Annotated in this window: 24 protein-coding genes and 1 tRNA gene; 9 read left to right on the forward strand and 16 right to left on the reverse strand. The window is 68.5% G+C overall.

Going from position 1 to position 26,726, the window contains the following annotated elements; translation table 11 throughout:
• Positions 1-14: 14 nt before the first annotated feature.
• The 4 genes from Q4A20_RS06400 to polA form a co-directional block, all read right to left on the reverse strand.
• Entirely contained in the window at positions 15-332 is a 318-nt protein-coding gene (locus Q4A20_RS06400; RefSeq protein ID WP_303121455.1) for a multidrug efflux SMR transporter, read from the reverse strand.
• A 66-nt stretch (positions 333-398) separates the two neighbouring features.
• Positions 399-2,159 carry a hypothetical protein gene (locus Q4A20_RS06405; RefSeq protein WP_368502447.1) on the reverse strand — a complete coding sequence of 587 codons (1,761 nt, stop codon included), beginning with the start codon at positions 2,157-2,159 and terminating at the stop codon, positions 399-401.
• Positions 2,160-2,287: 128 nt separating this feature from the next.
• Entirely contained in the window at positions 2,288-3,739 is a 1,452-nt protein-coding gene (gene rpsA / locus Q4A20_RS06410) for a 30S ribosomal protein S1 (protein WP_303121457.1), read from the reverse strand.
• 245 nt (positions 3,740-3,984) lie between these two features.
• On the reverse strand, positions 3,985-6,765 hold the full coding sequence (gene polA, locus Q4A20_RS06415; RefSeq protein ID WP_303121459.1) for a DNA polymerase I: 2,781 nt from the start codon (positions 6,763-6,765) through the stop codon (positions 3,985-3,987).
• 17 nt (positions 6,766-6,782) lie between these two features.
• On the opposite strand from polA, the gene Q4A20_RS06420 reads away from it, so the two are divergent.
• Positions 6,783-7,307: a PaaI family thioesterase gene (locus tag Q4A20_RS06420; protein ID WP_303121461.1), complete on the forward strand. Its 525-nt coding sequence runs from the start codon at positions 6,783-6,785 to the stop codon at positions 7,305-7,307.
• A gap of 51 nt (positions 7,308-7,358) precedes the next feature.
• Here Q4A20_RS06420 and Q4A20_RS06425 read toward each other — a convergent pair whose 3' ends face one another.
• The gene (locus Q4A20_RS06425) at positions 7,359-7,970 is read right to left on the reverse strand and encodes an ANTAR domain-containing response regulator (protein ID WP_303121464.1); all 612 of its coding nucleotides are present in this window, start codon (positions 7,968-7,970) and stop codon (positions 7,359-7,361) included.
• 63 nt (positions 7,971-8,033) lie between these two features.
• Between Q4A20_RS06425 and Q4A20_RS06430 the strand changes: the two genes are divergently transcribed.
• The 8 genes from Q4A20_RS06430 to Q4A20_RS06465 all read left to right on the forward strand — a co-directional run bounded on the left by Q4A20_RS06430 (position 8,034) and on the right by Q4A20_RS06465 (position 14,696).
• Positions 8,034-8,107, forward strand: a tRNA-Leu gene (locus tag Q4A20_RS06430).
• Positions 8,108-8,638: 531 nt separating this feature from the next.
• Positions 8,639-9,196: a TetR/AcrR family transcriptional regulator gene (locus Q4A20_RS06435; protein ID WP_147680071.1), complete on the forward strand. Its 558-nt coding sequence runs from the start codon at positions 8,639-8,641 to the stop codon at positions 9,194-9,196.
• A 70-nt stretch (positions 9,197-9,266) separates the two neighbouring features.
• Positions 9,267-10,151 carry a dimethylarginine dimethylaminohydrolase family protein gene (locus Q4A20_RS06440; RefSeq protein ID WP_136313503.1) on the forward strand — a complete coding sequence of 295 codons (885 nt, stop codon included), beginning with the start codon at positions 9,267-9,269 and terminating at the stop codon, positions 10,149-10,151.
• A 156-nt stretch (positions 10,152-10,307) separates the two neighbouring features.
• The gene (locus tag Q4A20_RS06445) at positions 10,308-11,465 is read left to right on the forward strand and encodes an ABC transporter substrate-binding protein (RefSeq protein WP_136193927.1); all 1,158 of its coding nucleotides are present in this window, start codon (positions 10,308-10,310) and stop codon (positions 11,463-11,465) included.
• Complete coding sequence (locus tag Q4A20_RS06450) at positions 11,446-12,504, forward strand: iron ABC transporter permease (protein WP_303121473.1); 1,059 nt, start codon at positions 11,446-11,448, stop codon at positions 12,502-12,504. Before Q4A20_RS06445 ends, Q4A20_RS06450 begins: the two co-directional genes overlap by 20 nt.
• A complete protein-coding gene (locus Q4A20_RS06455) occupies positions 12,497-13,381 on the forward strand; it encodes an ABC transporter ATP-binding protein (protein ID WP_210729295.1) in 885 nt (294 codons plus the stop codon). The genes Q4A20_RS06450 and Q4A20_RS06455 overlap by 8 nt, the downstream gene beginning before the upstream one ends.
• Positions 13,381-14,034 carry a hypothetical protein gene (locus tag Q4A20_RS06460; RefSeq protein WP_303121480.1) on the forward strand — a complete coding sequence of 218 codons (654 nt, stop codon included), beginning with the start codon at positions 13,381-13,383 and terminating at the stop codon, positions 14,032-14,034. The genes Q4A20_RS06455 and Q4A20_RS06460 overlap by 1 nt, the downstream gene beginning before the upstream one ends.
• A complete protein-coding gene (locus Q4A20_RS06465; RefSeq protein ID WP_136193924.1) occupies positions 14,031-14,696 on the forward strand; it encodes a hypothetical protein in 666 nt (221 codons plus the stop codon). Before Q4A20_RS06460 ends, Q4A20_RS06465 begins: the two co-directional genes overlap by 4 nt.
• On the opposite strand, the gene pyk is transcribed toward Q4A20_RS06465, so the two are convergent.
• From pyk to Q4A20_RS06520, 11 genes are all read right to left on the reverse strand, one after another.
• On the reverse strand, positions 14,684-16,114 hold the full coding sequence (gene pyk, locus Q4A20_RS06470) for a pyruvate kinase (protein WP_303121483.1): 1,431 nt from the start codon (positions 16,112-16,114) through the stop codon (positions 14,684-14,686). The genes Q4A20_RS06465 and pyk overlap by 13 nt on opposite strands.
• Positions 16,115-16,185: 71 nt before the next feature.
• On the reverse strand, positions 16,186-17,085 hold the full coding sequence (gene lgt / locus Q4A20_RS06475; protein ID WP_303121485.1) for a prolipoprotein diacylglyceryl transferase: 900 nt from the start codon (positions 17,083-17,085) through the stop codon (positions 16,186-16,188).
• Positions 17,086-17,910, reverse strand: coding sequence for an indole-3-glycerol-phosphate synthase (locus Q4A20_RS06480; protein WP_303121487.1), 825 nt, complete (start codon positions 17,908-17,910; stop codon positions 17,086-17,088).
• Between the two features lie 23 nt (positions 17,911-17,933).
• The gene (gene hisI / locus Q4A20_RS06485) at positions 17,934-18,365 is read right to left on the reverse strand and encodes a phosphoribosyl-AMP cyclohydrolase (protein ID WP_303121489.1); all 432 of its coding nucleotides are present in this window, start codon (positions 18,363-18,365) and stop codon (positions 17,934-17,936) included.
• Between the two features lie 29 nt (positions 18,366-18,394).
• Positions 18,395-19,165: an imidazole glycerol phosphate synthase subunit HisF gene (gene hisF, locus Q4A20_RS06490; RefSeq protein ID WP_303121491.1), complete on the reverse strand. Its 771-nt coding sequence runs from the start codon at positions 19,163-19,165 to the stop codon at positions 18,395-18,397.
• The gene (locus tag Q4A20_RS06495) at positions 19,162-20,490 is read right to left on the reverse strand and encodes a hypothetical protein (RefSeq protein WP_303121493.1); all 1,329 of its coding nucleotides are present in this window, start codon (positions 20,488-20,490) and stop codon (positions 19,162-19,164) included. The genes hisF and Q4A20_RS06495 overlap by 4 nt, the downstream gene beginning before the upstream one ends.
• The gene (gene pafA / locus Q4A20_RS06500) at positions 20,487-21,950 is read right to left on the reverse strand and encodes a Pup--protein ligase (protein WP_303121495.1); all 1,464 of its coding nucleotides are present in this window, start codon (positions 21,948-21,950) and stop codon (positions 20,487-20,489) included. The genes Q4A20_RS06495 and pafA overlap by 4 nt, the downstream gene beginning before the upstream one ends.
• A complete protein-coding gene (locus tag Q4A20_RS06505) occupies positions 21,947-22,126 on the reverse strand; it encodes a ubiquitin-like protein Pup (protein WP_303121497.1) in 180 nt (59 codons plus the stop codon). The genes pafA and Q4A20_RS06505 overlap by 4 nt, the downstream gene beginning before the upstream one ends.
• Entirely contained in the window at positions 22,123-23,838 is a 1,716-nt protein-coding gene (gene dop / locus Q4A20_RS06510; RefSeq protein ID WP_303121499.1) for a depupylase/deamidase Dop, read from the reverse strand. The genes Q4A20_RS06505 and dop overlap by 4 nt, the downstream gene beginning before the upstream one ends.
• Positions 23,835-25,484, reverse strand: coding sequence for a proteasome ATPase (gene arc, locus Q4A20_RS06515; RefSeq protein ID WP_303121501.1), 1,650 nt, complete (start codon positions 25,482-25,484; stop codon positions 23,835-23,837). The genes dop and arc overlap by 4 nt, the downstream gene beginning before the upstream one ends.
• On the reverse strand, positions 25,477-26,544 hold the full coding sequence (locus tag Q4A20_RS06520) for a tRNA (adenine-N1)-methyltransferase (protein ID WP_303121503.1): 1,068 nt from the start codon (positions 26,542-26,544) through the stop codon (positions 25,477-25,479). Before Q4A20_RS06520 ends, arc begins: the two co-directional genes overlap by 8 nt.
• Between the last annotated feature and the right edge of the window lie 182 nt (positions 26,545-26,726).

The raw sequence follows: 26,726 nt of genomic DNA on the forward strand, positions 1-26,726 counted from the left end.
CTATCATGCCCGCTTCACCCCTCGGTGAGCTTCAATCCGGCCACGCACGCCACCAGCCCCATTAGCAGCAGCACGCGCACCAGCGACACCGGCTCGGCGCCGGTGGCCATGGCCCACACGGCGGTCGTGGCCGCCCCCACCGCGGTCCACACCGCATATCCCGTGCCCACGGGAATCTCCCGCAACGCATAAGCCAGCCCGCCCATGGAGGCCAGGCAGGCGGCTAGGAACACGAGCGTGGGCACGAGCCGCGTAAACCCCTCGGACCGGCTCAGCGCGGTGGCCCAGACGGCCTCGAACAGGCCGGAGCCGATCAGAATCAGCCAGGACATGTGCACCCCTTCCGCGGGGCCGTCCCCGAGTGTGATCCGTTGGCCCCGGGTCGTCCCGGGCAAGGGCTAGCATGCCTCATCGCTCACCTCCACGACCAGCTCGCCGGACTCCCGCGCGGCGAGCTGCACGGACGTGTCGGCACGGTGCCGCCCACGCCGGCCACGGCCATAGGGGGCTACGGCCTCCTCGACCGCCAGGATCCGGTCGGGCAGCCCTTCCGGCGGCACCTTGGAGCGGTCGAGCTGCTCACGGCAGCGTTTGCTCGCCTCACGGGCCGCCGCCGCCCGGGAGTGGTCCTCCGTCACGCCCACGGCCAGCCTCTCAGCCAGCGTCGCCAGAGCCTGCGCGCTCGTCTCCGGACGTCCCACCGCCTCCACCAGGGTCCCGATCCGCTCACCAAGACGCCCGATCGGCCAGGTGTCCATCAACTCGCCCATCCGCTCCCAGTGGGCGGCGGTGGCGCCCCGGTCCGCGCGCGCGTGGGCGCTGCGGGCAGCAGTGGCCAGGCTGGCACAGGCCAACTCCACCCACCCCTGCGACAGGCACAGTTCGGTCGTGTCCAGCGCCTCCTTCTCGGCACGCTCATCGGCACCGAGCTCCAGCAGCAGACGGGCAAAGGCGATGCGCAGATCGACGATCGTCTCCAACTGCGAGTCGTCATCCGCGGCGGCCAGGGACTGGCCGACGGCCTCCGCTGTGGAGATTGCCCGCTGGTGCACGGATTGCAGGCCGTAGCCGCGGGCGAGTACCAGCAGCTGGTCGACGTCCGCCAGCAGTGCACGCCGATCCGCCAGCCGGGACGGGATGACCGCGGGACCTGTGACGGTGCCGTAAGAGCGGGTGGCCAGTCCGGCCGCCTCCGCGGCCATGCGGGACTCCGTCCGGTAGGAGATGGCGTTGTTACCGTTGCGCCGGTCGAAGCGGGCCGCCAAGGCGCGGGCGAAGGCGGTGACCGCGTCGTAGGCGTGGACGACGGTGTCCCAACCGGTTACGGCCGGCGAGTCCGCCCACGGATTGGGCCAGTTCAGGGAGGAGCCGATGGCGTTGGCTCCATATCCGGATCGATTCGCCTCACGCAACACCAGGCTGGCACCGACGGCGACGTTGAGCAGACTCCAGGCGCTTGCCTCCTCGGCGGTGATGTCGATATGGCGCAGCCGGGCGAGTGCCCGCTCCCACTGGCCCGACAGCCCCAGGTATTCCAGTTCGTCTCCGAGCACTCGCAGCCGCAGCGCGGCCGGCGTGTCGAGCAGCGTCAACGAGGCCAGGGCGTCTTCCGCCTCCACCCGCCGTCCCTGAGCCAGATATGGCAGCAGGCCGGCGGCCAGGCCCAGGGCCGTGCCCGCCGGGTCGGCGTCGGGGCGGGTGGGCAGCGCCGTCGTCGTCCGGATGAGGCCCGAGTAGTCCTCATGCAGGCGGGCCGTGGCCACGGTGGCGCCGAGATCGACGGCATCGAAAGAGAATAGGCGGGCCATGCGGAGGTTCTCCAGGGCGTCGTCGGCGCGGCCGTAGTAGGTGCACAGCTCCACTTGCGCATAGCGCAGTGGCAGCACGGTCAGGCCCGCGCCGCGGCGGGCGGCGGTGCACGCGGCGATGGCGGCGTCGATTTTCTCCCGGGGCCGGTCCGGATCCTCCCCCAGCCCGGCCAGCCAGGCGCGGTCGACCGCTGAAAGTGCTGCGGCGAACTCCTCGGCGGCCGACGCCGATGGTTCACCCACGGGAGGCTCGGCGACGACGAGCCGATATAGACGTTGCTGCGCCCCCGGGCTGCGCGGATCGCCGACGTCACGAATCAGCGGGGCGAGCTCGTCCCAGGTCGTCATCATCACTCCCGTCCTCGGTGCATTCCAGGATTCACTGATCGGGGCCCGTCCACCTGATGGTGGGCGGGCCCCGATCGTGGATAGTCGTCGGGCACGAAGCCCGGCGCCTGCGGCCGCCTGCGCGGCCGGTATCAGTTGCCGGTCAGCTTCTCGCGCAACGCGGCCAGTGCCTCATCGGAGGCGAGGGTGCCGGCGGCCTCGGGCTGCGTGGAGGAGAAGGAGGTGGCCTCCGCCGGAGCGGCCTCACCCTCCTCCTGGTCCTCCTCCATGGCGCGGGCGACCTGCGCCTTGTGAGCCTCCCAGCGGGCCTGCGCGGCGGCGTACTCGGCCTCCCAGGCCTCCCGCTGGGCCTCGTAACCCTCGAGCCACTCGTTGGTCTCCGGGTCGAAGCCCTCGGGGTACTTGTAGTTGCCGTTCTCGTCGTACTCCGCGGCCATGCCGTACAGCGACGGGTCGAAGTCGTCGGAGTTGGGGTCGACGCCGTCGTTGGCCTGCTTGAGCGACAGGGAGATGCGGCGCCGGTCCAGATCGATGTCGATGACCTTGACGAAGACCTCGTCACCGACCTTGACGACCTGCTCGGGCAGCTCCACGTGGCGCTGGGCCAGCTCGGAGATGTGCACCAGGCCCTCGATGCCGTCCTCCACACGCACGAAGGCACCGAAGGGGACGAGCTTGGTGACCTTGCCGGGCACGACCTGGCCGATTGCGTGGGTGCGGGCGAAGGCCTGCCACGGATCCTCCTGGGTCGCCTTCAGCGACAGGGAGACGCGCTCGCGGTCGAAGTCGACGTCGAGCACCTCGACGGTGACCTCCTGGCCGACCTCGACGACCTCGGACGGGTGGTCGATGTGCTTCCAGGACAGCTCGGAGACGTGAACCAGGCCGTCCACGCCGCCCAGGTCCACGAAGGCACCGAAGTTGACGATGGAGGAGACCACGCCCGTACGGACCTGGCCCTTCTGCAGGGTCTGCAGGAAGTTGGTGCGGACCTCGGACTGGGTCTGCTCCAGCCAGGCACGGCGGGACAGGACCACGTTGTTGCGGTTCTTGTCCAGCTCGATGATCTTGGCCTCGAGCTCACGTCCGACGTAGGGCTGCAGGTCACGGACGCGGCGCATCTCCACCAGGGAGGCGGGCAGGAAGCCACGCAGGCCGACGTCGAGGATGAGGCCGCCCTTGACGACCTCGATGACGGAGCCGGAGACGACGCCGTCCTCCTCCTTGATACGTTCGATGGTGCCCCAGGCGCGCTCGTACTGTGCACGCTTCTTGCTCAGCAGCAGGCGGCCCTCCTTGTCCTCCTTCTGGAGAACCAGGGCCTCGATCTCGTCGCCGACGGAGACGATCTCCTCGGGGTCGACATCGTGCTTGATCGACAGTTCACGAGCGAGGATGACGCCCTCGGTCTTGTAGCCGATGTCGAGGAGGACCTCATCGCGGTCCACCTTGACGACGGTGCCCTCGACGATGTCGCCGTCGTCGAAGTACTTGATGGTCTCGTCGACGGCGGCGAGGATCTCCTCGGTCGAGCCGATGTCGTTGACGGCGACCGGGGCGGGGCTGGGCGTAGTTGTGGTCATTGAGTGGTTGCTCCGAATATGGACAGAAGGGTCGGGTGGATAGAGTCCACACGTCCCCCGCCGTGCGGGCCGGCCCGGACCGGGGCCGCACCGCGGTTGGATGCCTCAGACGGTACCCAGGGACGTGCAGGTCGAACCATACCAGCACGTTCCCAATCCGTGACTTGTGGGCGTGTCACAAACTTGGTCCGCATTTACGTGGAATACCTCACGCCCGCCCGGATAGAACCCTTCGGAGCAGACAATCAGTGGGCGGCGTCACGCCAGGTGGCGCCGCGGCCGACGGATACATCCAGCGGCACCGACAACTCGGCCGCCCCACTCATTCGTGTGCGCACCAGCTCCTCGACGGCGGCGGCCTCCCCCGGGGCGATCTCCAGCAGCAGCTCGTCGTGGATCTGCAGCAGGATGCGCGAGCGCAGGTCGGCTTCCACCAGGGTCTGGGCGACATCGACCATGGCCTGCTTGACGATGTCGGCGGCACTTCCCTGGATGGGGGCGTTGAGGGCGGCTCGTTCGGCCATCTCGCGGCGCTGACGGTTGTCACTGTTCAAATCCGGTAGGTAGCGGCGGCGGCCGAACATGGTCTGGGTCCACCCGTCGCGGCGCGCCTGCTCCACCACGTCCTCCAGGTATTCGCGCACCCGGCCGAAGCGGGCGAAGTAGGCCTCGCGCAGGGCGGCGGCCTCGGCTGTTTCCACGCCCAGCCGCCGAGCCAGCCCAAAGGTGGACAGGCCGTAGGCCAGCCCATAGCTCATGGCCTTGACGTGGCTGCGCTGCTGGGGGGTGACTTCAGCGACATTGATGCCGTGAACCATGGCGGCGACGTAGCGGTGCAGATCCTCACCTGAGCGGAAGGCCTCGATCAGGGCCTCGTCCCCGGACAGGTGCGCCATAATGCGCATCTCGATCTGGGAGTAGTCGGCGGTCAGCAGGCACTCGTAACCCGCGCCCACGACAAAGGCCTCGCGGATGCGCATGCCCTCCTCGGTGCGGGCGGGAATGTTCTGCAAGTTGGGATCGGTGGAGGAGAGGCGGCCCGTGGCGGCGATGGTCTGTTGGAAGGTGGTGTGGATGCGTTCATCGGGCCCGATCGCCTTGCGCAGTCCCGCCACGGTCTGCCGCAATTTGATGGCGTCCCGGTGCGCTAGCAGATGCTGCAGGAAGGGATGGCCGGTCGTGACATACAGGGAGGACAGGGCGTCGGCGTCAGTGGTGTAACCAGTCTTGGTGCGGCGCGTCTTGGGCATCTTCAACTCGTCGAACAGCACCTTCTGCAACTGTTTAGGACTGGACAGATTGAGTTCGTGCCCGGCGGCCGCGAAGGCGCCCTCCGCGGCGTGCGTGACCCGGGCGTCCAGCTCGATCTCGCGAGCCGCCAGGACGGCGTCGTCGACGGCGATGCCGGCGTTCTCCATCTCCGTCAGGGTGGCCGTCACCGGCATCTCCAGGTCCGTGAACAGTTCCAGCACGCCGCGGCGGCGCATCTGCTCAGCCAGAGTGCGGTCCAGGGGCACGAGCACGGCGGCCCGGCGGGCCGCGGCGAGCGCTGCGGACGCGGGGGCGTCGTCGGCCAGGGAGTCCAGGTCGAAGGCGCTTTGCGGCTGATCGTCGCTCGCGGCGGTGAGCGCCTCCAGGTCTATTCCGAGCCACCGCTGCGCCAACGACCTGACGTCGTAGGAGCGTTGCTCGGGGCGGCACAGGTAACCGGCGAGCGCCGGGTCCGCCGTCACGCCGTCCAGGTCGATGCCGCGCGCGTGCAGGGCGTGCCAGGAACCCTTGGCGTCGGCGACGATCTTGGGGCGGTCGGCGTCGGCCAGCAGGGCGGATAGCGCCGCCTCGTCGGCCGGGTCGAGCAGGGACAGGTCCGCGACGAGGGCCGTGACGCCGTCGGACAGGGCGATCATGGTCGCATCCCCACGCCCGGGGTGCAAAACGCCGACGACGTCGAGCCCGAGCGGGACATTGGCGCGGCTGCACAGGTTGGTCTTGAGCCAGGCGGCGAGTCCGCCGGGTCTGATGTCGCGCCCGACCGTGTTGACCACCACTGCCTCCAGTCGCGCCCCTGGCGAGTCGGCATCGGCGTCGCCGGCCGGGGCCGCACCGTCCGTGAAGGGCAGGACCCGTTCGGAGCGCCGCTGGAGGCTACGGAACTCCAGGGACTCCATGACCCGCGCGAACTCCTCTCGGTCAGCGCCGGTCAGGCGGAGGTCGTTTTGGGGATCGATCCCTAGATCGAGGTCGGTGAGCAGGTGGTTGAGGCGGCGGTTACGCAGCACGTCGTCAAGGTGGTCGCGCAGGGATTGGCCGGCCTTGCCCTTGATCTGGTCGGCATGGGCGATGACGCCGTCGAGGCCGTTATACAGGCGGATCCATTTGGCAGCGGTCTTGGGACCGACCCCGGGCACGCCCGGCAGGTTGTCGGAGGTCTCCCCCACCAGCGCAGCCAGATGCGGGTAACGCTCGGGGGGTACGCCATAGCGGTCCTCGACCTCGGCCGGAGTCATGCGCCTAAGAGTGGATACGCCCTTGATCGGGTACAAAACGGTGCAGCGCTCGGTCACCGTCTGGAAGGAGTCGCGATCCCCGGAGCACACGAGCACCTCCATATCCGCCCGCTGCCCCTGTACGGCAAGGGTGGCGAGGATGTCGTCGGCCTCGTATCCGGGCGAGGTCACGGCGGGCACACCCATGGCCTTCAGCACCTCCTGCAGGAGTTCGACCTGGCCGGCGAAGGCCGGCGGCGTCTCGTCGCGGGTGCTCTTGTACTCGGCGTACTCGCGAGTGCGGAAGGTGCCACCGGGCAGATCGAAGGCGACGGCCACGTGCGTGGGTCGCTCCTGCTCGAGCAGGGACAGGAACATGGATACGAAGCCGTACACGGCGTTGGTGGACTGCCCGGTGGTAGTGGTGAAATTCTCCACCGGCAGCGCGTAGAAGGCGCGAAAGGCCATGGAGTGGCCGTCGATCAGGAGAAGACGACCGGCAACGTCGTGGTCGGCGGGGCTGGTCTTGGCGGTGCTCACCGTGACAGCCTAAGGGCATGAGCGAAAAGGACCCCGCATCCCGCAGCGCGGACGTACCCGTGGCCTTCCCGACCAAGTCCGCCCGCCCCTTCCCGGTGCCACGACCCGCCGGCTCCGCGGTCTCGGCCACCAGCGCCCTGGGCACGTCGGGGCTGGCGGGCACCGAGGCCGACACGCTCATGGCGACGCTGCACATGGAGCTGCAGGAACGCTCCGCCGAGCGCACCGTGGTGCGCATGCCGGTGGACGGCGCCCGGCAGATGACGGGGTTGCTACACGGGGGAGCCAGCGCGGCGCTGGTGGAGACGGCGGCGTCGATGGCGGCACGGCAGGGGGCTCCCGCGGGTACGGCGCCGGTGGGAGCCGAACTTCAGGTCAGCCATCTGCGGCCGGCGCGGCGCGGTTGGGTGACGGCGGTCGCCACGCCCCTGCATCGCGGGCGCCGCACGGCCGTCCATCGAGTGGAGGTAAGCGACGAGGATGGGCATGTCATTGCGCACGGCACACTGCGCAGCCTGTATGTCGCCGTAGATGAAGCCTGAACCGCGGCTGGGGCAGGGACAGGGCCTGGCGGCGACGGCGCCGGGTCTAGATCAGGAATCCTTCTTGGCTCCACCGACCTGCTCAATGACGGCGTCGGCAACCTCACGCATGGTCAGTCGGCGGTTCATGGAGGTCTTCTGCAACCACCGGAACGCCTCGGGTTCGCTCAGCCCCATCCGCTCCATAAGCAGGCCCTTGGCGCGGTCCACGCGCTTGCGGGTCTCGAAGCGCTCCTGCAGGTCAGAGATCTCCGACTCCAAGGAGCGGATCTCCTCGTGGCGGGACATGGCGACCTCTATGGCGGGGATCAGGTCCGCCGGGGTGAAGGGCTTCACCACGTAGGCCATGGCGCCAGCAGCGCCGGCGCGCTCAACCAGTTCGGTCTGAGAGAACGCGGTCAGCATGACCACGGCACACCCGTGCGCGTCAATGATGCGCTCAGCCGCGGTGATGCCGTCCAGCACGGGCATCTTGACGTCCATCACACACAGGTCGGGCTCGTGCTCCTCGGCGAGGCGAATCGCCTCCTCCCCATCAGCGGCCTCGGCGACGACCTCATAGCCGGCATCGGTTAAAGTCTCGACGATGTCCAGGCGGATGAGCGTCTCGTCCTCGGCGACAAGGACTCTGCGGGTGCGGGAGGAAGTCGACTCGTTGTTCACGCCCCGATCCTAGTATGATCTCTCCCGTAGCGAGGTCCGCGCGCCGAGCGCACTGCCGAGCACGCCTCCGTAGCCCAATTGGCAGAGGCATCCGACTCAAAATCGGAGTGTTGTGGGTTCGAGTCCCACCGGAGGTACGGATTCGCCCGGAACCTCAACGAAAGCGGCTCCGGGCGATGCGTCTGTCCTGCCTACTCCCATCAGAAACGAATCGAGTTCTTCCCCACCGTCGACGACGACGCCCCGCATGGTCCTGGGGGCTCACGGCCCTGGGCGCTGGAGACCGGGAGAAGGCGCCCTGGGCGAGATGGCCCGGCTCCCGCCCTATGGGCGCGGGGCGGGAGCACTGGACCAAGACGAGCCCGCGAAGCAGATCGCCCCGCGCCTTGACATCTCCTTGACACTGCCGGCCCCACAGCAAACCTCCTTTCCTCGTCCTGCCGCTGCGCAGGCGTAGGCATTCTTGGCGGACGACGAACCGACTTCTCGCGACCCGGCAGCTTGACGCGAGTTACCGGCATCACAATCGCGCCGACACCCCTAATGCCAACCGGTCTCGAGGCGAGACTTGCCTCCCAGTGAAGACTCTTGTACGTTTGCCTTGGGCGATCGTCCAAGGCAAACGTACAAGGCCGTCGCCCATCTACCAACACAGTCAGGAGGATCGCGTGCCCGATTCAGCATCGACTCGTCAGGCATTGGTCACCGCCGCACAGGAACTGGTAGTCGAGGGCGGCTGGGAGATGGTGACCACCCGTCGTGTGGCCGAGCGCGCCGCAGTCAGCCCCGGACTCGTCCACTACCACGTGGGGAGCATTGAGGCATTACGGCGCACTGCCGCATATGAGGGCGCACGAGATCTTCTGGATGGCCCATTCCAAGCGGCAATGGAGGCTCCCGACCTTCGTGAGGGACTGACATCCTTCCTCCTTCAACTCAATGTTGGACCCGCTCATCCGGGCGCCGCCCTACTGAACGAGGCGCTGATTGCGGCCACACACGACGCCGCACTGCGGCGCGACCTGGCCGCAATGTTCTCCGCCTTCCGCGCCCGCCTGGCCGAGCGACTACGCGTGCGTACCGACTCAACGACAGCGGACGCCCAGGCCAAGGCACTCGCCTTGGTGGCCGCCGTTGACGGGTTTCTGCTGCAGCGCGCATTAGATCCTGACCTTGACGCGGAACAGCTCGTCCGGGGCATAGCGCCCCTCCTCGAGCCCCGCTGACCCCTGGATTCACCCGGGCCGGCCGAACAACATCGAGCCCGCCACACCAATACCAGACCCGAGGAGCAACATGATCCAAGTGCACAACCCCAGCGACATCGCCCCCTTGAAGGAAGTGGTCGTCGGACCGTACAAGCGATTCGGATGGTGGCCACTGGTGCGCGAGACACTCCGCAGTCCGAACCCGAGCTACGCGTTCTACCTCTCCAAGAACACCGTGAGCATCCCGGATCACGACATTGCCGAGCGCGAGCACGCACAGTTCGTCTCCGTTTTGCGCGAGTCCGGGGTAGTGGTACACACGCTGGGCGTTATCGATGACGTCTCGGTACAGCTGTACCCGCGCGATATCGCCTTCGCGGTCGATGACGTCCTGTTCCTCGCCCGCTCGGCGGACCCTGTGCGCCGACGCGAGCAGCGGGCACTCTATCCGCTACTCGCAGAGGTCTCACGCGTGGTCCCCCTGGACGATGGCCACATTGAGGGCGGGGACGTCATAGTCACCGATGATGTCGTGCTCGTAGGACTGAGCGAGGCCACCGACCTCAAGGGGGTCGGCTCATTGCGGCAGGCATTCGCCCGGGCGGGTATCGATCGCGAGATCATACCCATCGAGTTCTCACACCGGGGTGTGGTCCACCTTGACACCAAGCTCACCCTCGTTGGTCCCGGCCTGGGATACATCTACTCACCCGCCCTCACTCCTCGCTCGCGCGAGCGCGTAGCACAACACCTCGAGCTGATCGAGGCCACCGAAGCGGAGACGCTCGCACTCATGGTCAACACCTTCGCACTGGCTCCCGATCACATAGTCATCGACGAGCGCGCTACCCGTCTGGAGCGTGAACTCCGTTCGCGCGGCATCACCCCAGTGCCTTTGAAGTTCAGCGAGGTCACACGCTTCCCGGGAGGCTTCCGCTGCGCGACTCTCCCCCTGATCAGGCGCCTCACCTGAGCCGCAATCACCCCCGCCTGGGGCCGCCCGGATGAACTGACAGACCGTCATAGGTTCACAAAACGATCACATTAATTTAGGGTAGGCAGAACTTACTGGACCGGTTGGCGGGACTCTCCCGCATGGGCCGGTCGCCTCGAGTTCTGAAGGAGCCTCATGCACGTGCATCCCTACCCACGGCGCACCGTCATCCGGGCGGCCGCCGGAGTCGCCGCGACACTGCCCGCGCTATTCGCCGTCGGCGCCTGTTCCTCACGCTCCGGTCAGGACATCCCCGCCGAGCGCGGCGCCACTCTGGCTGAGCCGATCGTCGTCACCGATCAACGCGACAAGACTCACACCTTCACCCGATCGATCGAGTCCATCGTCACCACGGTCATCCCCTCCCCCTCGATCCTCACCGCGATCGACCAGGGCTACGACCGCATCTCCGGTGTGAACGAATCCACAGTCAAACGCGACCGCGGCTCCGTGTTCGAGACGATGTTCCCCGCCGCGGTCTCAAACAACACCGTCGCCAACTCCGACTTCATCCCGAATGTCGAGGAGATCACCCGCATCAACCCCGACGTCGTAATCCAGTGGGCCGACCAGGGGGACTCCGCCACCTACATAGAACCCATTGAGGCCGCCGGATACCCGGTGATCGGACTGCGCTACGGCACCCAGGAGTACCTGGAGCAGTGGATCAAGATGTTCGCGACCCTCTTGCAACGCGAGGATCGGGGCGAGCAGATCCTTCAGCGCATGCACCAGACCATCGCCTCGCTGCAGGAGTTCGCCGCCCAGCAGACCGCCTCGCCAACCGTCCTGTTCCTGCGCTCGGCCGGCGACTCCGGCTACAACGCCGGCATGAGTTCCACCCGCGGTTACATGAATACCTGGATGACGTTGTGCGGGGCCACGAATGTCGGCGCGGACGTCGACTACTCGACCTCCAACGCCACCAGCGTGGAGCAACTGCTCGCCTGGGATCCGGAGATCATCTTCGTCTCCTCCATGACGGCCCTGACGCCGGCGGATCTGTATGCCGACTCCGCTCTGTCGCAGCTGCGGGCCGTCAAGAACCACAAGGTCTACGCGGTTCCCTCCGGAGGCTTCTGGTGGGATCCGCCCAGCGCCGAATCGCATCTGACCATGATGTGGGCGGCCCAGATCGCCTACCCGGACACCGCCGCATTCGACCTGCGCGAGCAGCTGCGGGAGAACTACGAATTCCTCTACGGGTACTCAGTGTCGCAGGATGAGATCGACCAGATCCTGCGCTTCGATGCCAACGCCGAGGCGCAGGGCTATGACCAGTTCTCCCGCTGATCCCCCCACCGGTCGGCGGTACCGGGGAATGCCCTGGGTGACCGTCATCGTGATCGGAGTGGTTTCGCTGGTGGTGTGCCTGCTAGCGCTGGCGGCGGGCCGATTCAGCATCCCGGTTGTAGAGGTCGCCCGCATGCTGATCGACCGGGTAATCCCGCTGGAACGCACCTGGTACGCCCAGGAGGCGAGCATCGTATTCGAGGTACGGCTGCCACGAGTAGTCCTGTCCTTCCTGGTCGGTGCCGCCCTGGCGACGGCGGGTGCCGTACTGCAATCGGTGTTCCGCAACCCGCTGGTGAGCCCCCAGGTCCTTGGCGTATCCGCCGGCGCGTCCTTCGGCGGGGTACTGACCATGGTGCTGGGACTCGGTTCCTCCTGGCTGGTGGGCGGCGCCTTCCTGTTCGGACTAGGCTCACTGGGCTGCGTAGTGGCATTCAGTCGCATCGTCTCCAGCGCACCCCTGCTGATGATCGTACTCGGCGGCGTGGTTGTCAGCGCCCTGTTCAGCGCACTGACCTCGTTACTCACCTATGTCGCCGACCCCTACCGGGATCTGCCCGCCATTACGTTCTGGCTGCTCGGCTCCCTGGCGACGGCCGGATGGGGCGGTGTGCTCACCGCCCTGCCGCCGATACTGCTGGGCACGCTCACCGTCTTCCTCCTGCGCTGGCGGCTCAACATCCTGTCTCTGGGCGACGACGACGCCCGCGCCCTGGGCGTGCCGCCCGCCCCCTACCGCAACGCGGCACTGCTGGCCGTGGCCCTACTGACGGCGGCCGCCATCTCCGTGTCCGGCGTCATCGGCTGGGTGGGCCTGCTCGTACCACATCTGGCCCGTCTACTGGTGGGCGGCGACAACCGGGTGCTGCTGCCCGCCTCATTCCTGCTGGGCGGCGGCTACCTCACGGCGGTGGACACCATCGCCCGTTCCATCGCCTCGGTCGAGGTGCCGTTGGGAATTCTCACCGCGATCATCGGCGCGCCGTTCTTCGTGGTTCTGCTCGTACGCTTCAGAAGGCGGGTGTGGCTCAGTGACTAATTCAGTGACTACTGGTGCTGTCGGCGCCGCGACCGCCGAGGCGACCCGCACCAGGCGGCCCGAGACGGTGCTCGACGCCGCCGGCCTCGGTTTCAGGTACGGACGCAGCCGGTGGATCTTCCGCGGCGTGGACCTGCGGGTGGGGGCCGGGGAGGTGCTGGCCGTGCTCGGACCGAACGCCCACGGCAAGACCACACTGGTCACCTGCCTGGCCGGGCTGCGCAACCCCACCGAGGGTGAGGTCACCCAGCGTGCCATCATCGGCTACGTCCCCCAGTCCCACGGCGCAACAGCCGCCTTCTCAGTACTGAATATGGTGCTGATGGGTCGCGCCCGCTTCGTACGCGCCTACGCCAGTCCGGGCCGCGCCGACCATGAGGCCGCAGAGGCGGCGATGGAGCGCGTCGGCATCATCCACCTGCGCGACCGCGACTACCAGGCCCTGTCCGGCGGTGAGCGTCAATTAGTCCTGATCGCCCGCGCACTGGCCACCGGCTGCCGCGCACTGGTCCTGGATGAGCCCGCCTCCGCTCTGGACCTGCGCAATCAGGCCCGTGTGCTGGGCGTCCTCCACGCCCTGGCAGAGGACGGTATGGCCGTGGTGATGACCAGTCATCACCCCGACCATGCGTTGCGGATAGCGGACCGGACACTGCTGATCGTGGACTCCGCGGATATTCGCATCGACGCCACGGCCAGACTGCTGACCGGTAACACCCTTTCCTGTCTGTACGGCCTGCCGGTGGCGACCCCCGAAGTGAACATCGGCGGCCAGCCGCAACGCGTCGTCGTCCCTGACTACGGCATCCACCGACATACCGCCGCGCAGACCACCCTTGCCCACACCGAACCTCCTGAGTGGAAAGGAACCCGCTGATGACCCATAACGAACCCCTTTGGCTCATGCCCGCACCAGATGGGCACTCCCCCACCATGGGGGCCGCCGACGTGCCCGACGGATTTCGCCCCCTCGACCCCTACGACTTGGATGAAGAGGCACTGGCGCATACGCCCGGCATCCTCGTTTCCGGCATGTGCGATCAGCGCCACCTGGCCGGCCACCGCGCGCACTTCGACGCGTTCTTGAGGGCCGGTGGCCGCATGCTGGTCAACGGTCACGTGGTGGAGCCCTGGGTGACCGGCCTGCCCAAATGGCGGCTGCTGGAGTATCACGGCCCGCGCGACCTGGGCATCACTCGCCTGGCCTCGCACCCGGTGTGGGACGGCGTCGATGTCGAAGAGCTGCTGTACCGTTCCGGGCCGCATATTCCCCGTACCCGGGAGCAACTGGAACAGTTCGGCGTGGCCGGCTTCTACGGTCGGGGCTACCTGTTAGACCTGCCGGTAGGCACCACGGTCATCAACGGTCTGGGACCGCTGCGGGCGCCCATCGATGTGGACTTCCCGGTGGCAGAGGGCCGTGTCGTGGTTCATGCCGGCCTGGATCTGGCAATCTTCGCCCGCACCCCCGGGACCACCCTGACTCGACTCACCGACAACATTCGCAACTGGCTCGGAGGTAACGCATGAACCCCGCACCCATGATCGGCTTCGCCCACACCGGCACCGGCTCACAGCTAAAGACCCTGGCCGACCCCGCACTGCGGCCCTACCGCCTGGCCGACCTGTATCTGCCCGACGCGACGGCGGCAGACTTCGCCGCTCTCGATGTCCTGCTCGTCGCGGACCGCTCCCACCCCCGGATGCTGCTGGAACATGCCGCCGCCATGCGAGCTGTCGCCGAACGCGGCGGCACCCTGGTCGTATTCGGGGAGAACTCCGCCCAGGAGTGGTTGCCGGGCCTGCAATGGCAAGCACGACCCACCAACTTCTGGTGGTGGCGCACCGGGGAGGATTCCGGCATGCGGCGCCGCAGCCCGGAGCATCCCGTGTGGGAGTATTTGTCTGAACGCGCCGTGATCTGGCACCACCACGGCGTCTTCCAACTGCCCGAAGGCGCAGTGCCACTGGTGACGCTGGAGGAGGACGGGGCTGAGGCGGGTGTGACCACCTTCCTGGACGAGTCCACCACGCCCGGCGCGATCCTGGTCACCACCATGGACCCCTGCTACCACCATGGGGCGGGCTTCATGCCCGGCGCCACGCAACTGCTCTACTGCGTGTTGCGATGGGCCGATACCCGTTTTGCCCGCGCATCACTGCGGGCCCGACCCGGCGCTCATACCCGGTAGTCGCGGCGCTCCCCCACCGTGTGTACGCGGATGGAGTTGGTCGAGCCGGGCGTGCCCGGCGGCATGCCGGCGACGATGATCACCTCATCACCCGGCTCGGCCAGGTGCTTGGACTGCAGCAATTCGTCCACCTGATCGACCATGTCGTCGGTGTGCTTGACCTCGGGCACCTCGTAGGTCTGTACACCCCAGGACACGGACAGCTGGTTACGAGTCGAGTGCAACGGGGTGAAGGCCAGCAAGGGGATGGTTGACCGCAGCCGGGACAGCCGGCGGGCGGTGTCACCGGACTGGGTGAAGGTAACCAGGTAGGTGGCGTCGAGTTGCTCTCCCATGTCCGCGGCCGCCCGGGTGATGGCGCCACCGCGGGTCTGCGGGTAGGAGCCCAGCGGAGCGATGCGCTCACCGCCGTTCTCCTCCACGTTCTCGATGATGTTGGCCATGGTGCGCACCGCCTCGATCGGGTAGGCGCCCACGGAGGTCTCCCCGGACAACATGACGGCGTCGGCGCCGTCCAGGATCGCGTTGGCGCAGTCCGATGCCTCTGCACGGGTGGGGCGGGGATTCTGGATCATCGACTCCAGCACCTGGGTGGCTACGATCACCGGCTTGGCCTGCCGACGGGCCAACTCAATGGCGCGCTTCTGCACCAGCGGCACCGCCTCCAGCGGCATCTCCACACCGAGGTCGCCACGGGCCACCATGATGCCGTCGAAGGCGGAGACGATGTCCAGCAGATTCTCCACCGCCTGCGGCTTCTCGATCTTGGCGATCACCGGGATGCGCACACCGGCCTCGTCCATGATCTCGTGAACGTCCCTGATGTCCTCGGCATTGCGCACGAAGGACAGGGCGATCAGATCGGCGCCGATCTTCAGTGCCCAGCGCAGGTCCTCGCGGTCCTTCTCACTCAGGGCGGGCACGGAGACCGCCACGCCCGGCAGGTTGATGCCCTTGTGGTTGGAGACGTAGCCGGGCACCTCCACCCTGGTGACCACGTCCGTGTCGGTTACGGCGGTGACCCGTACGGCCACGTTGCCATCGTCAATCAGGAGCCGATCCCCCGGGCGGCAGTCACCCGGCAGTCCCTTGAAGGTGGTGGAGACACGCTTCACTGTGCCCAATACGTCATCGGTGGTGATGGTGAACTCGTCACCCTTGTTGAGCATGACCTTCTGGTCGTCCACGAAGTTGCCCAGGCGGATCTTCGGGCCCTGCAGGTCCACCAGGATCGCAATGGCACGGCCGGAGGCCTCCGCGGCTGCACGCACGCGGGCGATGACCTCCTCCTGGTCCTCGGCGCGTCCGTGGGAACGGTTGATGCGGCACACGTTCATGCCGGCGTCCACGAGCGCCTGCACCTGCTCGGGTGAGTCGGTGGCGGGCCCCAGGGTGCATACGATCTTCGCTCTGCGCATGGGCCAAGCCTAGTTGACTGTCGGCGCCGCGACGAGTCTGCGACGCACTCGCCATCGGGTTGGGATCGTCGTCACCGCCGGCTGTGCTCCTCCTCGGTTCGATCCGCGGTCCGCTCCCGACGGATCCGGTCATTCAGCGGGCGACGGGAGGTCACGATGAAGCAGACCATTCCGGCCAGGAAGATCAGGATGGAGGTCCACACGTTCAGCCGTAGACCGGCAATCACCTGGGCATCATCAATGCGCAGGCACTCGATCCACACACGCCCGGCCGTATACACCATCAGATAGGCCCACAGCAGCCGGCCACCCACGGCTCCGTCCCGCCGCCGCAGCCACCGCTCCAATCCGATCAGGACGACGGCGCCGGCGAGGTTCCACAGCGCCTCATAAAGGAAGGTGGGGTGGAATAGGGTGCCGGATGCGTAGCCGGGGGGAAGGTGGGCGTCGTCGATCCGCAGACCCCAAGGCAGGGTCGTTGGGGAACCGAACAACTCCTGGTTGAACCAGTTGCCGAGGCGGCCAATGGCCTGCGCCACCAGCAGGGCTGGGGCTACGGCATCCGCGAAGGGCCCGAAACGCAGGCCGCGATGACGCAGCATCCAAGCGGCGGCGAGCGCGCCGAAGAAAATACCGCCCCACACTCCTAGACCTCCGTGCCAGATCTGCGGTATGAGCGTCGGGTCGCCGTTCGCACCGAAGTAGGCGTCGGGAGAGGTGACCACGTGGTACAGGCGCGCACCGACAATACCTGCGGGTACCGCGAGCAGGGCCACATCCAGGACCTGGTCCTCTCCCCCACCGGCGGCCCGGTAGCGGCGGTCAGTCCACCACACTGCGACGAATACTCCGGCCAAAATGCTCAAGGCGTAGGCCCGCACGGGAAATGGGCCGAGATACCAAACGCCGCGGGCGGGACTGGGGATGGCGGCCGCCGCCGCGGCGACGGGAGTGAGCAGGACTGTGGGCAATTACGGCGCCTCTCGGTGAGTAGCGGGAAGGAGCGCCGGGTGGCTGCCTGCGGCTACCAACTCGGCTACGAACTGCTGGGGGTCGGCGGAACGGATAACGGCCTCGCCGACGAGCACGACGTCGGCACCGGCGCGAGCATAGCTCATGACGTCGTGGGGGCCGCGCACACCTCCGGCCGCAATGCGGGTGATGGTGGTCGGCAGCGCCTGAGCGACATGTTCGAAACGGGAACGGTCCACCGCACGGGTCACCGGGTCGCGGGCGTCGACGGCGACAAAGCGGGCACCGGCCTTAACGGCCGCCAGCCCCTCAGCCCCCGAGTGGGCCCGGACAACGGCCACCATGCCCAAGGAGTGGGTGCGTTCGATGAGTGATTCCAGAATCAGCGGCTTCAGCCGGGCGTCCAGCATGAGCAGGTCAGCGCCGTGAGCACGGGCCTCGTGCACCTGGTAGGGGGTGACGATGATGTCGTTGACGAGTACGGGAACGTCGACGGCGGCGCGCACGGCGTCCAGGTCCTCCAGTCGTCCGTGGGAGCGGACGGGCTCAGTGACTACGGACACGCAGGCCGCTCCGCCGGCGGCGTAGAAACCGGCGAGGATGGCCACGTCCCCGATGCCGGACAGGTCCGCGAAAGTGGCGGTGGCCCGTTTCACCTCGGCGATCACAGAGACGGCCCGGCCTTCGTCGTGCAGCGCTCCGGCGGCATCACGACAGGCCGGGGCGGCGCGCACCGCCTCCTTCAGTTGTGCCAGCGGGACTCGCCGTTCGCGCTCGGCCACGCAGGCGCGCGCCGTGCCGGCGAGTTCTCCGAAGGTGTCCACCCGTCTATCACCCCCTGGGATTATCAGCCCTCATGGTTGCTGGCCGCCGCCGTGGAGGCAAATCCGTTCCAGTTGGAGGGACGGTCCCCCTTCTTGGCACGCAGATCACCGCCGGAGAGGAAGCAGGTGCGCGCACCGGTGTGACAGGCGGCACCGACCTGGTCGACCTCCACCAGCAGGGCATCGCCGTCGCAGTCCAGGGATACGGCCTTGACGTACTGGTAGTGCCCGGAGGTGTCGCCCTTGCGCCAATACTCCTGCCTGGACCGTGACCAGTAGGTCACTCGTCCCTCGGTCAGGGTGCGCCGCAGAGCCTCGTCATTCATCCAGCCGACCATGAGCACCTCGCGGGTGTCGTACTGCTGGACGACGGCGGCCACCAGACCGTTTGCGTCTCGCTTGAGGCGCGTGGCCAGCTCGGGCGGCAGCGGGGAGGCGGCGATCGCGTCAGTCACGGGCACCATTGTTCCACCCGTTCCGCCGCTCAGCGCACGGGATGGCCGGCCGCCCGCAGCGCGTCCTTGGCCTGCCGAATTGTCATGGCGCCGTAGTGGAAGACGCTGGCGGCAAGTACGGCGTCCGCCCCGTGGTCGGCGGCGGCGGCGAAGTCCTCGGGGCGGCCGGCTCCACCGGAGGCGATCAGTGGGATGTGCACCGCACGGCGCACATCGTCAAGCATCTCCAGGTCGAATCCACCGGTGACTCCGTCGGCGTCCATGGAGTTCAACAGGATCTCACCGGCACCGAGTTCGGCGGCGCGTCCAGCCCAATTGACGGCGTCGATGCCGGTGGAGCGGGTGCCGCCATGAGTGGTGACTTCGTAGCCGGAGGGCGTGGTCACACCTTCCGGGCAGCGGCGGGCATCCACCGACAGGACCACGACCTGACTGCCGAAACGGGCGGCGATCTCGGTCAGCAGTTCCGGTCTGGCGATGGCGGCGGTGTTGATGCCGACCTTGTCGGCACCGGCCCGCAGTAGACGATCCACGTCCTCGACGCTACGCACCCCGCCGCCGACGGTGAGCGGCACGAACACCTGCTCGGCGGTGGCGGAGACGACCTGAAGCATGGTGGAGCGTCCCTCGGCGGAGGCGGACACGTCCAGGAAGGTGATCTCATCGGCGCCCTGGAGGTCGTAGCGGGCGGCCAACTCCACCGGATCACCCGCGTCGCGCAGTCCCTTGAAGTTCACGCCCTTGACCACGCGGCCTTCCTTGACGTCCAGGCACGGAATAACGCGCACGGCGACACTCATGATTGCTCCTCCTTGCCGGCCGGCAGCTCTGTGGATGCGGCAGCGGGCTGCGCCGCGTCCGGGGCGGGGGTGACCCTGACGATGCCTTCGTGGGCGTCCTCGGTGGCATCCGGCGCAGGCGCCGAGGTGGCGTCGGTCAGGGCGTCATCGGCGGCGACGGCGAGAATGTCGATGACCATCGCCAGTGCGTAGTCGCCGGCCGCCTGATCGGCCGGCAGGGCCAGCACGATACGGCTGCCCACGGTGGCATCCACTAACTGCTGGGAGATGCCCGACATGGTGTTGGACATGTCGATGGTGCCGGGGACGGTTGTGGTGCCGTAGCTGGAGCTGCGCAGTTCGGAGTCGGCCCATCTGACGACGGCGTAGCGGGCGATGATGACGTCACCGGAGTCGATCTGCTGCCCTGCTCCGACCACCAGTGCCGAGGCCGCGGCCCGGGTGGGCGCGTTCAACCCATCAGTTGACAGTGAGACCGTGCCGTCGTCCGCGAAGGCTACGGCTGGCATACCGTCCGCGGGCGCCCGCTCTTCGCCGGCGGCCGTGGTGGGCAGCACGTCGACGACGGTGATCTCGGTGGTGACGGCGCCGTCCTTGCCGGACACCGGGGCACGCAGCACCAGGCGCGACCCCTCCGCGACGCCGGTGAGCGTATCGGCCAGTACTTCGCCGAGCGCGTCGGCGTCGACGATGCCGCGGTACATGCGCACACCGGATGAAGTACCGGTGGTGTTCGCCCCGCTGGTGCCGGAGAAGGTGGACACCGACAGCAGCACAGCGTCCTTGTCGGCCAGGACGCGGCCCTCCCCCGTGATCAACGTGTCCGTGGTAACGGCGGTGGCGGGTGCGAGCGGAGCCGCCAGGGAGACCACGGGAACGGAACCGACCCGGCCGGCTACCTCCAGCACCGAGCCGATGGGGGCGTCGGCCGCGGTCGCCTGGTCGGTGGCGACGCCGACGGCCTCGCCACCGCGCCCCAGGCGGGACACGACGACGGGCACCAGCACAATCGCGGCGACGATGATGACCGCCAGGACGACGGCGACGCGGCCGTGGGGGCGGGGGCGTCCCAGGGCGGCCCCGATGGCGCGTTGGGCGCCGGTGACCGTCGGCGGCTCCTCACGGTGGGCGGGTGGTGTCTCCTCCACCACGGCCGGAAGCGACACCGTCGGCGCGGGCAGCACATAGGCGTCCGGCCCGCCGCTCTCGCCTTGGCGGGCACGTTCCAACTCCCGCTCGAGATCGCGCAGCTGACGGCGGGTCAGTGGTTTGCCGTCCGGCCCGCGCAGGGGCAGCGGCGTGGTTTTGTCGTCGTAAGCATTCATGGGCTGGTTACGAGTATGCCAGAGTGGGGTGAATCGGGCTCATTCATGACGGACAGCAACTCATCCACGCGCGCGTCGACGGCGGCGAAGGGGTCGCGCAGGGCGACGGAGCGGGAATGGCCGTCATTGAGCTTGAGGTTGACCCAGTCGACGGACAGGTCACGGCGCAGATCCTCGGCGCGTGCGACCGCGGTGCCGCGCAGGCGGGCCCGGGTAGTGGCCGGAGGGGTGTCGACGGCGGCGCGACAGGCGTCCTCATCGACGATGCGACTCAGTAGTCCGGCGGCCTCAAGCCGCACTCGCAGCCCATCGGCGGAGTCCACATCGTGGTAGGCCAGGGCCAGGCGAGCCACGCGTGGATCCTCCAGATCGGTGCCTGCCCGCTGCGCGTAGCGGGTCAGTAGCCGCTGTTTTGCGGCCCAGTCCAGGTCGGCGGCAACCAGCGCCGGGTTGCCCGTACGCACGGCCTCCAGGCCACGCTCCCACAGTTCCAGGACGCGCCGGTGGGCGTCGTCCAGCTCCAGCTCGTCTGCGTGGGCGGATACGCGGGCCAGATGCTCGGTCTGTAAGTCGACCGGGGTGATGGTGCGCCCATCCGCCAACTCGAGAGGCACGGTTCCGGTGAGGTCGTGGCAGGTGTCGCGAATGGCACGCATGGGGTCGGCCAGCCGCAGATCGCTCAGGTCACCGCCGGCCTCCAGGTAGTCCAACAGCAGGTCCATGGCACCGACCTTGAGCAGCGTCGAGCCCTGAGCGATGTTGGAGTCACCGACGATCACGTGCATGCGCCGGTACTTGTCGGCGTCGGCGTGCGGCTCGTCACGGGTGTTGATCAGCGGGCGGGCGCGGGTGGTGGCGGAGGACACGGCGTCCTGCATCTGGTCGGCGCGCTGGGAGAAGACGTAGCGTGCGGGGCGGGCGCCGCTCGGGTCGGTGAGGATGTGTCCGGCGCCCACCAGAATCTGCCGGGTCACCAGGTGAGGTACCAGTGTCCGGGCGTCATTCCAGAAGTCTCCGTGGCGGCGCACCAGGTAGTTCTCATGACAGCCGAAGCCGGCGCCCTCGGCGTCAAGGTTGTTCTTGAGCAGATGGATGCGTCCGGGCACGTCCTGCGCGGCCAGGCGGGCGTTGGCCTGCGCAGCCAAGTCCGCCATGGTCAGCTCCCCGGCCCGGTCCTGGGCGAGCAGATCGGTCAGCCGGTCGCATTCGGCGGTGGCGAACTCGGGGTGGGAGCCGACATCCAGGTACAGGCGGGCGCCGCCGCGGGTGAACACGTTGGAGGATCGGCCCCGGGCGATCAGTGTGGCGAACAGCTCACGGGCGGCGTGGTCGGCATCCAGCGGCGGGGGGCCGCCAACCGTGGAGGCACAGGTGATGCCGTACTCGGTCTCCACCCCGATGATCCGTCGGGCCGGCGCGCGCCGAGGGCGGGGGGCGGCCGCAGCGGCCGTCACCGTCACTGCCCGCCCTTCTGGACGAAGCCCTGGACGAAGGCGGCGGCATTGGTCTCCAGAACGGCGTCGATCTCATCAAGGATGTCGTCTACGCCGCCGACCTGGTCCTGCTTCGTGGCGGCCGACGCGGGCTCGGCATCGGCGTCGGGACCGGCGGGCCGGATCTGCTCGTTAAGACTCATACGGGATCTTCGCTTCCTGATTCGGGGGATGGTGCCGAGGCGATGACGCCACGCAAGGCGTCCAGGATACGGGCCGATTCTGATTCGGATACGGCGACGGCGTCGGGCAGTGCCAGCCGCAGCAGATCGGACCGCCCGGGCACGTCCACTACCAGGCTGGTCCAGGATGCGGCGACGACGGCGGCATGTTCGGCCACGGCCGTGCCGCGCACAGCGGCACGGGTTCCGACTGGAGGATGGTCGGCGGCCGCCTCGATCTCGGCGCCGGTGGTAAGGGTGCGGGTGCGGCCGGCGGAGATGAGTCTGTCGGCCAGGCCGTGGCCGACGCGCAGGTCGGCCCACTGGATGTCGGCCGCCGCCAGGCGCGGGTCGTCCCAGCCGGTGCCGAAGCGTGCGCGCAGCCCTTCGCACAGTTGGAGTTTGGCCACCCATTCGACCAGCTCGGCGGCCCGGGACGTGCTCTCGGCCTGGGCGGAGGTTCCGCGGGAGTCCGCGTAGGCCTGCAGGGCATCAAGGGTCTCAGCCCACAGGGCGAGTGCCTGGGCGGTGTCGCCACCGACGTGCTCGGGGCGAACGCCGCCGTAATCCTCGCTCAGGGCCCCGGTGACGGCCTCCAGGTGGGCACGTTGGATCTCCAACGCGGTCAGGGGACCGCGGGCGGTGGCAAGCACATGAGTGAGGGTGGGATCGTGGGACATGGCCCAGTGCTCCTCGACCGGGTCGGCGGTGATCCGCAGATCCTCAAGGGCGGCCAGGCCCTGGCCGCGATCGTGGGCGCGCTCCAGATACCACAGCAGCAGGTCGGTGGTGGCGACCTTGAGGTAAATGGGCACGTCGAAGCGGTTGGCGTCACCGTTGATCACGTGTAGGCGGCGGAAGCGGGCGGCATCGGCGTGCGGCTCATCGCGGGTGTTGACGATGGGCCGGTTGAAGGTGGTCTGCAGCGCGATGTCGGTGCCGACGTAGTCGGCGCGCTGGCTGATCTGAAAGCCGGGAGTCTGACTGTGCTGTCCAATCCCGATCCGCCCGGCCCCGGCGAAGGCCGGTCGGGTGACCAGGAAGGGGATGAGGGCGGCGGCGAGCGTGTCGAAGGGCAGGTCGCGGCGCACCAGGTAGTTCTCGTGGGCGCCGTAGGCGGCGCCCTTGCCGTCGACGTTGTTCTTGTACAGAACCACCTCTCCGTCCTCCGGATCCAGAGCGGCCATGGCACGGCGGGCGATCACCTCACCGGCCCGGTCCCACACGAGGGCGTCACGGGGGGTGAGCACCTCCGGGGAGGAGTATTCGGGGTGGGCATGGTCCACGTACAGGCGGGCGCCGTTGGTGAGCACCGCGGTGGTGGCCTGCGGCAGGGCGGCCTCCGCAGCACTGGGACGCGGGCGCGTGCCCCACGGGGCCGGGGGCAGGTCGCCCGCGGGCGCGGGCCGATCGGGGTCGTCGGTGAGCTGGCTGGGGTGGGCGGCGGCCCGCTCCAGGCGGCCCCCACGCAGGTCGGCCAGCGGATCCTCCCCCTCGTAGTCCCAGCGGACAACTTCCCGCGTGCCGGCCTTAGGGCGCGCGAAGGCGCCGTAGGCGGCGACTATGCGGTTGGCCATGGCCACCGAGTTGGCGTAGGGGTTGCCCGGCTCGAGCACCCCGAACTCGGTCTCCAGGCCGACGGGGCGGCGAACCGGGCCGATCCCTGCACGATCAGTGCTTTTCGGCATACTCATGCGTGCTCAGACCCCTCCTGGATACGGCGTACCGCGCGAATGAGTTCGCCGCGGTGGCCGACGGCGCGATCGGCGGCCTCAGGGGCGGTGGCGGCGGTGATCTCCTCATTCTGCCGGGCCTCGACGGCTATGGCCGCCCGCAGCCGGGATGTGGACACTCCGCCGGAGCCTCCGGCCAACTCATCCTTGATGGCCGCGGTCTTGGCCCGGGCCACAATGGCGGCGAGCATGGCGCCGGAGACGAAGTCAGCCAGGTACAGGGTCTCGCGCCGCCCGGAGACGTAGGTCAACTCCAGCACGGCCCGCTCGGGGGTGCGTGCGTACAGGTCGGCGACGACGGCGCGGCGCATCGCGGCGGCAGCGGCCTCCCTATCGCCTCCGGAAGCGGCCAGCTCCTCCGGGGCGAGCGGCAGGTCGGCCCGCAGGTGCTTGGAGAGGATCTCCTGCGCCCCGACGGCGTCGGGACGGTCGATGCGGATCTTCACGTCGAAGCGGCCGGGCCGCAGAATCGCCGGATCGATCATGTCCTCCCGATTGGAGGCGCCGATGATGACCACGTTGTTCAGCGACTCGACACCGTCGATCTCGGTGAGAACCTGCGGCACGATCATGGTCTCCACGTCGGATGAGACACCGCTGCCACGGGTGCGGAACAGGGCCTCCATCTCATCGAAGAAGATCACCACGGGCCGGTCCTCGGCGGCGACCTTGCGGGCCTGGTCGAAGATGGCGCGGATCTGCCGCTCGGTCTCACCCACGAACTTGCTCAGCAGCTCCGGGCCCTTGATGTTCAGGAAGGCGGCGTCGTGGACGCCGGCACCCGTGGAACGCGCCAGAGAGGTGGCCACCGCCTTGGCGATCAGGGTCTTGCCGCAGCCGGGCGGACCATACAGGAGCATGCCCTTGGGGGCCTGCAGCCCGTATGCGCGGTACAGCTCGGGATGCGCGAAGGGCAGTTCCAGGGAGTCGCGGATCTGCTGAATCTGCGGGCCCAGGCCACCGATATCCTCCCAGGACACGTCCGGAGTCTCGGCAACCACCAACTGTTGGACGCTGGTGCGCGCAATGCGGGCGGTTACCAGGTCGGCGCGCAGATCGGCGGCGAGAGTGTCGCCGGGCCGCAGCGCGTCGGCGTCGAGGTGCCCGGCCAGCCGCACCACGCGGGTGGCGCCGGAACCGGTCGTGACCAGGGCGCGGGCCGCGGGCACCGCGGTGCTCTCGCCGCCGACGGACAAGGCGTCGCCGCCGTCGGCCAGCACCTCGTCCAGGGTGACGGCCTCACCGGTGTCGGGTGCGGGCAGGGCCCCGACCACCAGCATCTGGTCGTTGACGGCCACGCGCTGCCCCACCCGCAGCTCGGCCGCGTCCAGATCGGGGTGGAGTCCCAGCCGCAGCTGCCGCCCACCCAGGGACACGTCGGCCTCGGCGGGGCCGGACATGCCCGTGAGCAGGCCGAGAGTGAGCGGCGGGCGGGTGACGGCGTCGAGCTGGGTGCCGAGCTCGGCGATGCGTTCGCGGGCGGCGTTCAGGGCCGTCACGAGGCGCTCGTTCTTGGCGGACAGGCTGATGGCCTCGGCGCGGGCCTCGCGCAGCTGGTGGCTGGTGAAGTCGCGCGCGGGCATGCCCAGGGACCGGGGGTCACTCATGTTCCGGCTCCTGCGGTCCGGAAGGGCCCGGCTGAACCAGGGTCGCGTCCTCGGGCTGCTTGGCCCGGCAGTCGCGCAGCACGCGGCGGACCTTGCGGTCGGTGCTGATGCGCTCCCCCACGTCCTCGGCGGTCCAGTAGCCGGCGTCGTCGTAGGCCCCGCGGGCGGGCGGACGCTTGCGGGTGAGTGGGGCGGAGTCGGCGGCGAGGCGGCGTGCGGAGATCAGGAAGCCGGTGTGGGCGACCATGCGGTGGTCCGGGCGCACGGCCAGGCCGTCGACGTGCCAATTGCGCACCGCCGACTCCCAGGACTCGGGCTCTGTGAAGCGCTTGGAGTGGCGCAGTGCCTCCACGGTGCGCGACAGCTGCGGGACGGTGGCGACGTAGGCGAGGAACACGCCGCCGGGCACCAGCACGCGGGCGGAGGCGTCGATGTTCTCCCAGGGGGCGAGCATGTCCAGCACCACCCGGTCCACGCTCGCATCGCCTACGTGGGCGGCCACGACGTCAACAAAGTCTCCGGCGCGCAGCTCCCAGGCGGGGTGGTGGCGGCCGAACCAGGCGTCGACGTTCGAGGCCGCGATCACGGCGAAGTCATGGCGGCGTTCAATGGACAGTAGGTGGCCACTCTCCCCGATCGCGGACAGCAGGCTCATGGTCAGGGCGCCGGAGCCCACCCCCGCCTCCAGGACCCGGGCACCGGGAAAAATGTCCGCGAAGGCGACCACCTGCCCGGAGTCCTTGGGGTAGACCACCTGGGCTCCACGGGGCATGGACAGCACATAGTCCGCCAGCAGCGGTCGCAGCAGCAGCAACTCATGCCCGGACTCGGTGGTGATCACCGTGCCCTCATCGCGGCCGACCACGTCCCGGTGGTAGAAGCTGCCGCGCTGGGACTGGAAGTAGCCGCCGGGGTCGAGCACGAAGGTGTGCTTGCGGCCCTTGGAGTCGGTGACCTGGACGCGTTCGCCGTAGCGGAAGGGACCGCGGCGTCCGGCCTGCCCCAGCACCTGTTGGGTGGCCACGCGCGGCTGCGCGGCGGGAGTGGTCTGCTCGCTCATCGGACCCGAGTCTAGTAAGGCCGGGGCACCACCGCGGGTCAAGCCTCCGACGAGGCTCGTCTCAGATGCCTGCTAAAGAGGTTCTGTGCCTCATCTGGAACTGTCAACGAACCTGGGGGTGCCCCTATGGCGTACATGGGGTGAGGGTGCGGCGGTGGGCGAGGGCGAGTATGGCTTGGCCC

The organism is Actinomyces sp. (genome assembly GCF_030530635.1).
Taxonomy (GTDB): domain Bacteria; phylum Actinomycetota; class Actinomycetes; order Actinomycetales; family Actinomycetaceae; genus Actinomyces.

Excerpts from the sequence above, each read along its gene's own strand:
- rpsA (WP_303121457.1), bottom strand. The coding sequence starts at position 3,739 with ATGACCACAACTACGCCCAGCCCCGCCCCGGTCGCCGTCAACGACATC.
- Q4A20_RS06400 (WP_303121455.1), bottom strand. The coding sequence starts at position 332 with ATGTCCTGGCTGATTCTGATCGGCTCCGGCCTGTTCGAGGCCGTCTGG.
- dop (WP_303121499.1), bottom strand. The coding sequence starts at position 23,838 with ATGAGTATGCCGAAAAGCACTGATCGTGCAGGGATCGGCCCGGTTCGC.
- pyk (WP_303121483.1), bottom strand. The coding sequence starts at position 16,114 with ATGCGCAGAGCGAAGATCGTATGCACCCTGGGGCCCGCCACCGACTCA.
- Q4A20_RS06445 (WP_136193927.1), top strand. The coding sequence starts at position 10,308 with ATGCACGTGCATCCCTACCCACGGCGCACCGTCATCCGGGCGGCCGCC.
- Q4A20_RS06495 (WP_303121493.1), bottom strand. The coding sequence starts at position 20,490 with ATGAATGCTTACGACGACAAAACCACGCCGCTGCCCCTGCGCGGGCCG.
- Q4A20_RS06465 (WP_136193924.1), top strand. The coding sequence starts at position 14,031 with ATGAACCCCGCACCCATGATCGGCTTCGCCCACACCGGCACCGGCTCA.
- Q4A20_RS06405 (WP_368502447.1), bottom strand. The coding sequence starts at position 2,159 with ATGATGACGACCTGGGACGAGCTCGCCCCGCTGATTCGTGACGTCGGC.
- Q4A20_RS06460 (WP_303121480.1), top strand. The coding sequence starts at position 13,381 with ATGACCCATAACGAACCCCTTTGGCTCATGCCCGCACCAGATGGGCAC.
- Q4A20_RS06450 (WP_303121473.1), top strand. The coding sequence starts at position 11,446 with ATGACCAGTTCTCCCGCTGATCCCCCCACCGGTCGGCGGTACCGGGGA.
- hisF (WP_303121491.1), bottom strand. The coding sequence starts at position 19,165 with ATGAGTGTCGCCGTGCGCGTTATTCCGTGCCTGGACGTCAAGGAAGGC.
- Q4A20_RS06520 (WP_303121503.1), bottom strand. The coding sequence starts at position 26,544 with ATGAGCGAGCAGACCACTCCCGCCGCGCAGCCGCGCGTGGCCACCCAA.
- arc (WP_303121501.1), bottom strand. The coding sequence starts at position 25,484 with ATGAGTGACCCCCGGTCCCTGGGCATGCCCGCGCGCGACTTCACCAGC.
- Q4A20_RS06420 (WP_303121461.1), top strand. The coding sequence starts at position 6,783 with ATGAGCGAAAAGGACCCCGCATCCCGCAGCGCGGACGTACCCGTGGCC.
- Q4A20_RS06440 (WP_136313503.1), top strand. The coding sequence starts at position 9,267 with ATGATCCAAGTGCACAACCCCAGCGACATCGCCCCCTTGAAGGAAGTG.
- Q4A20_RS06505 (WP_303121497.1), bottom strand. The coding sequence starts at position 22,126 with ATGAGTCTTAACGAGCAGATCCGGCCCGCCGGTCCCGACGCCGATGCC.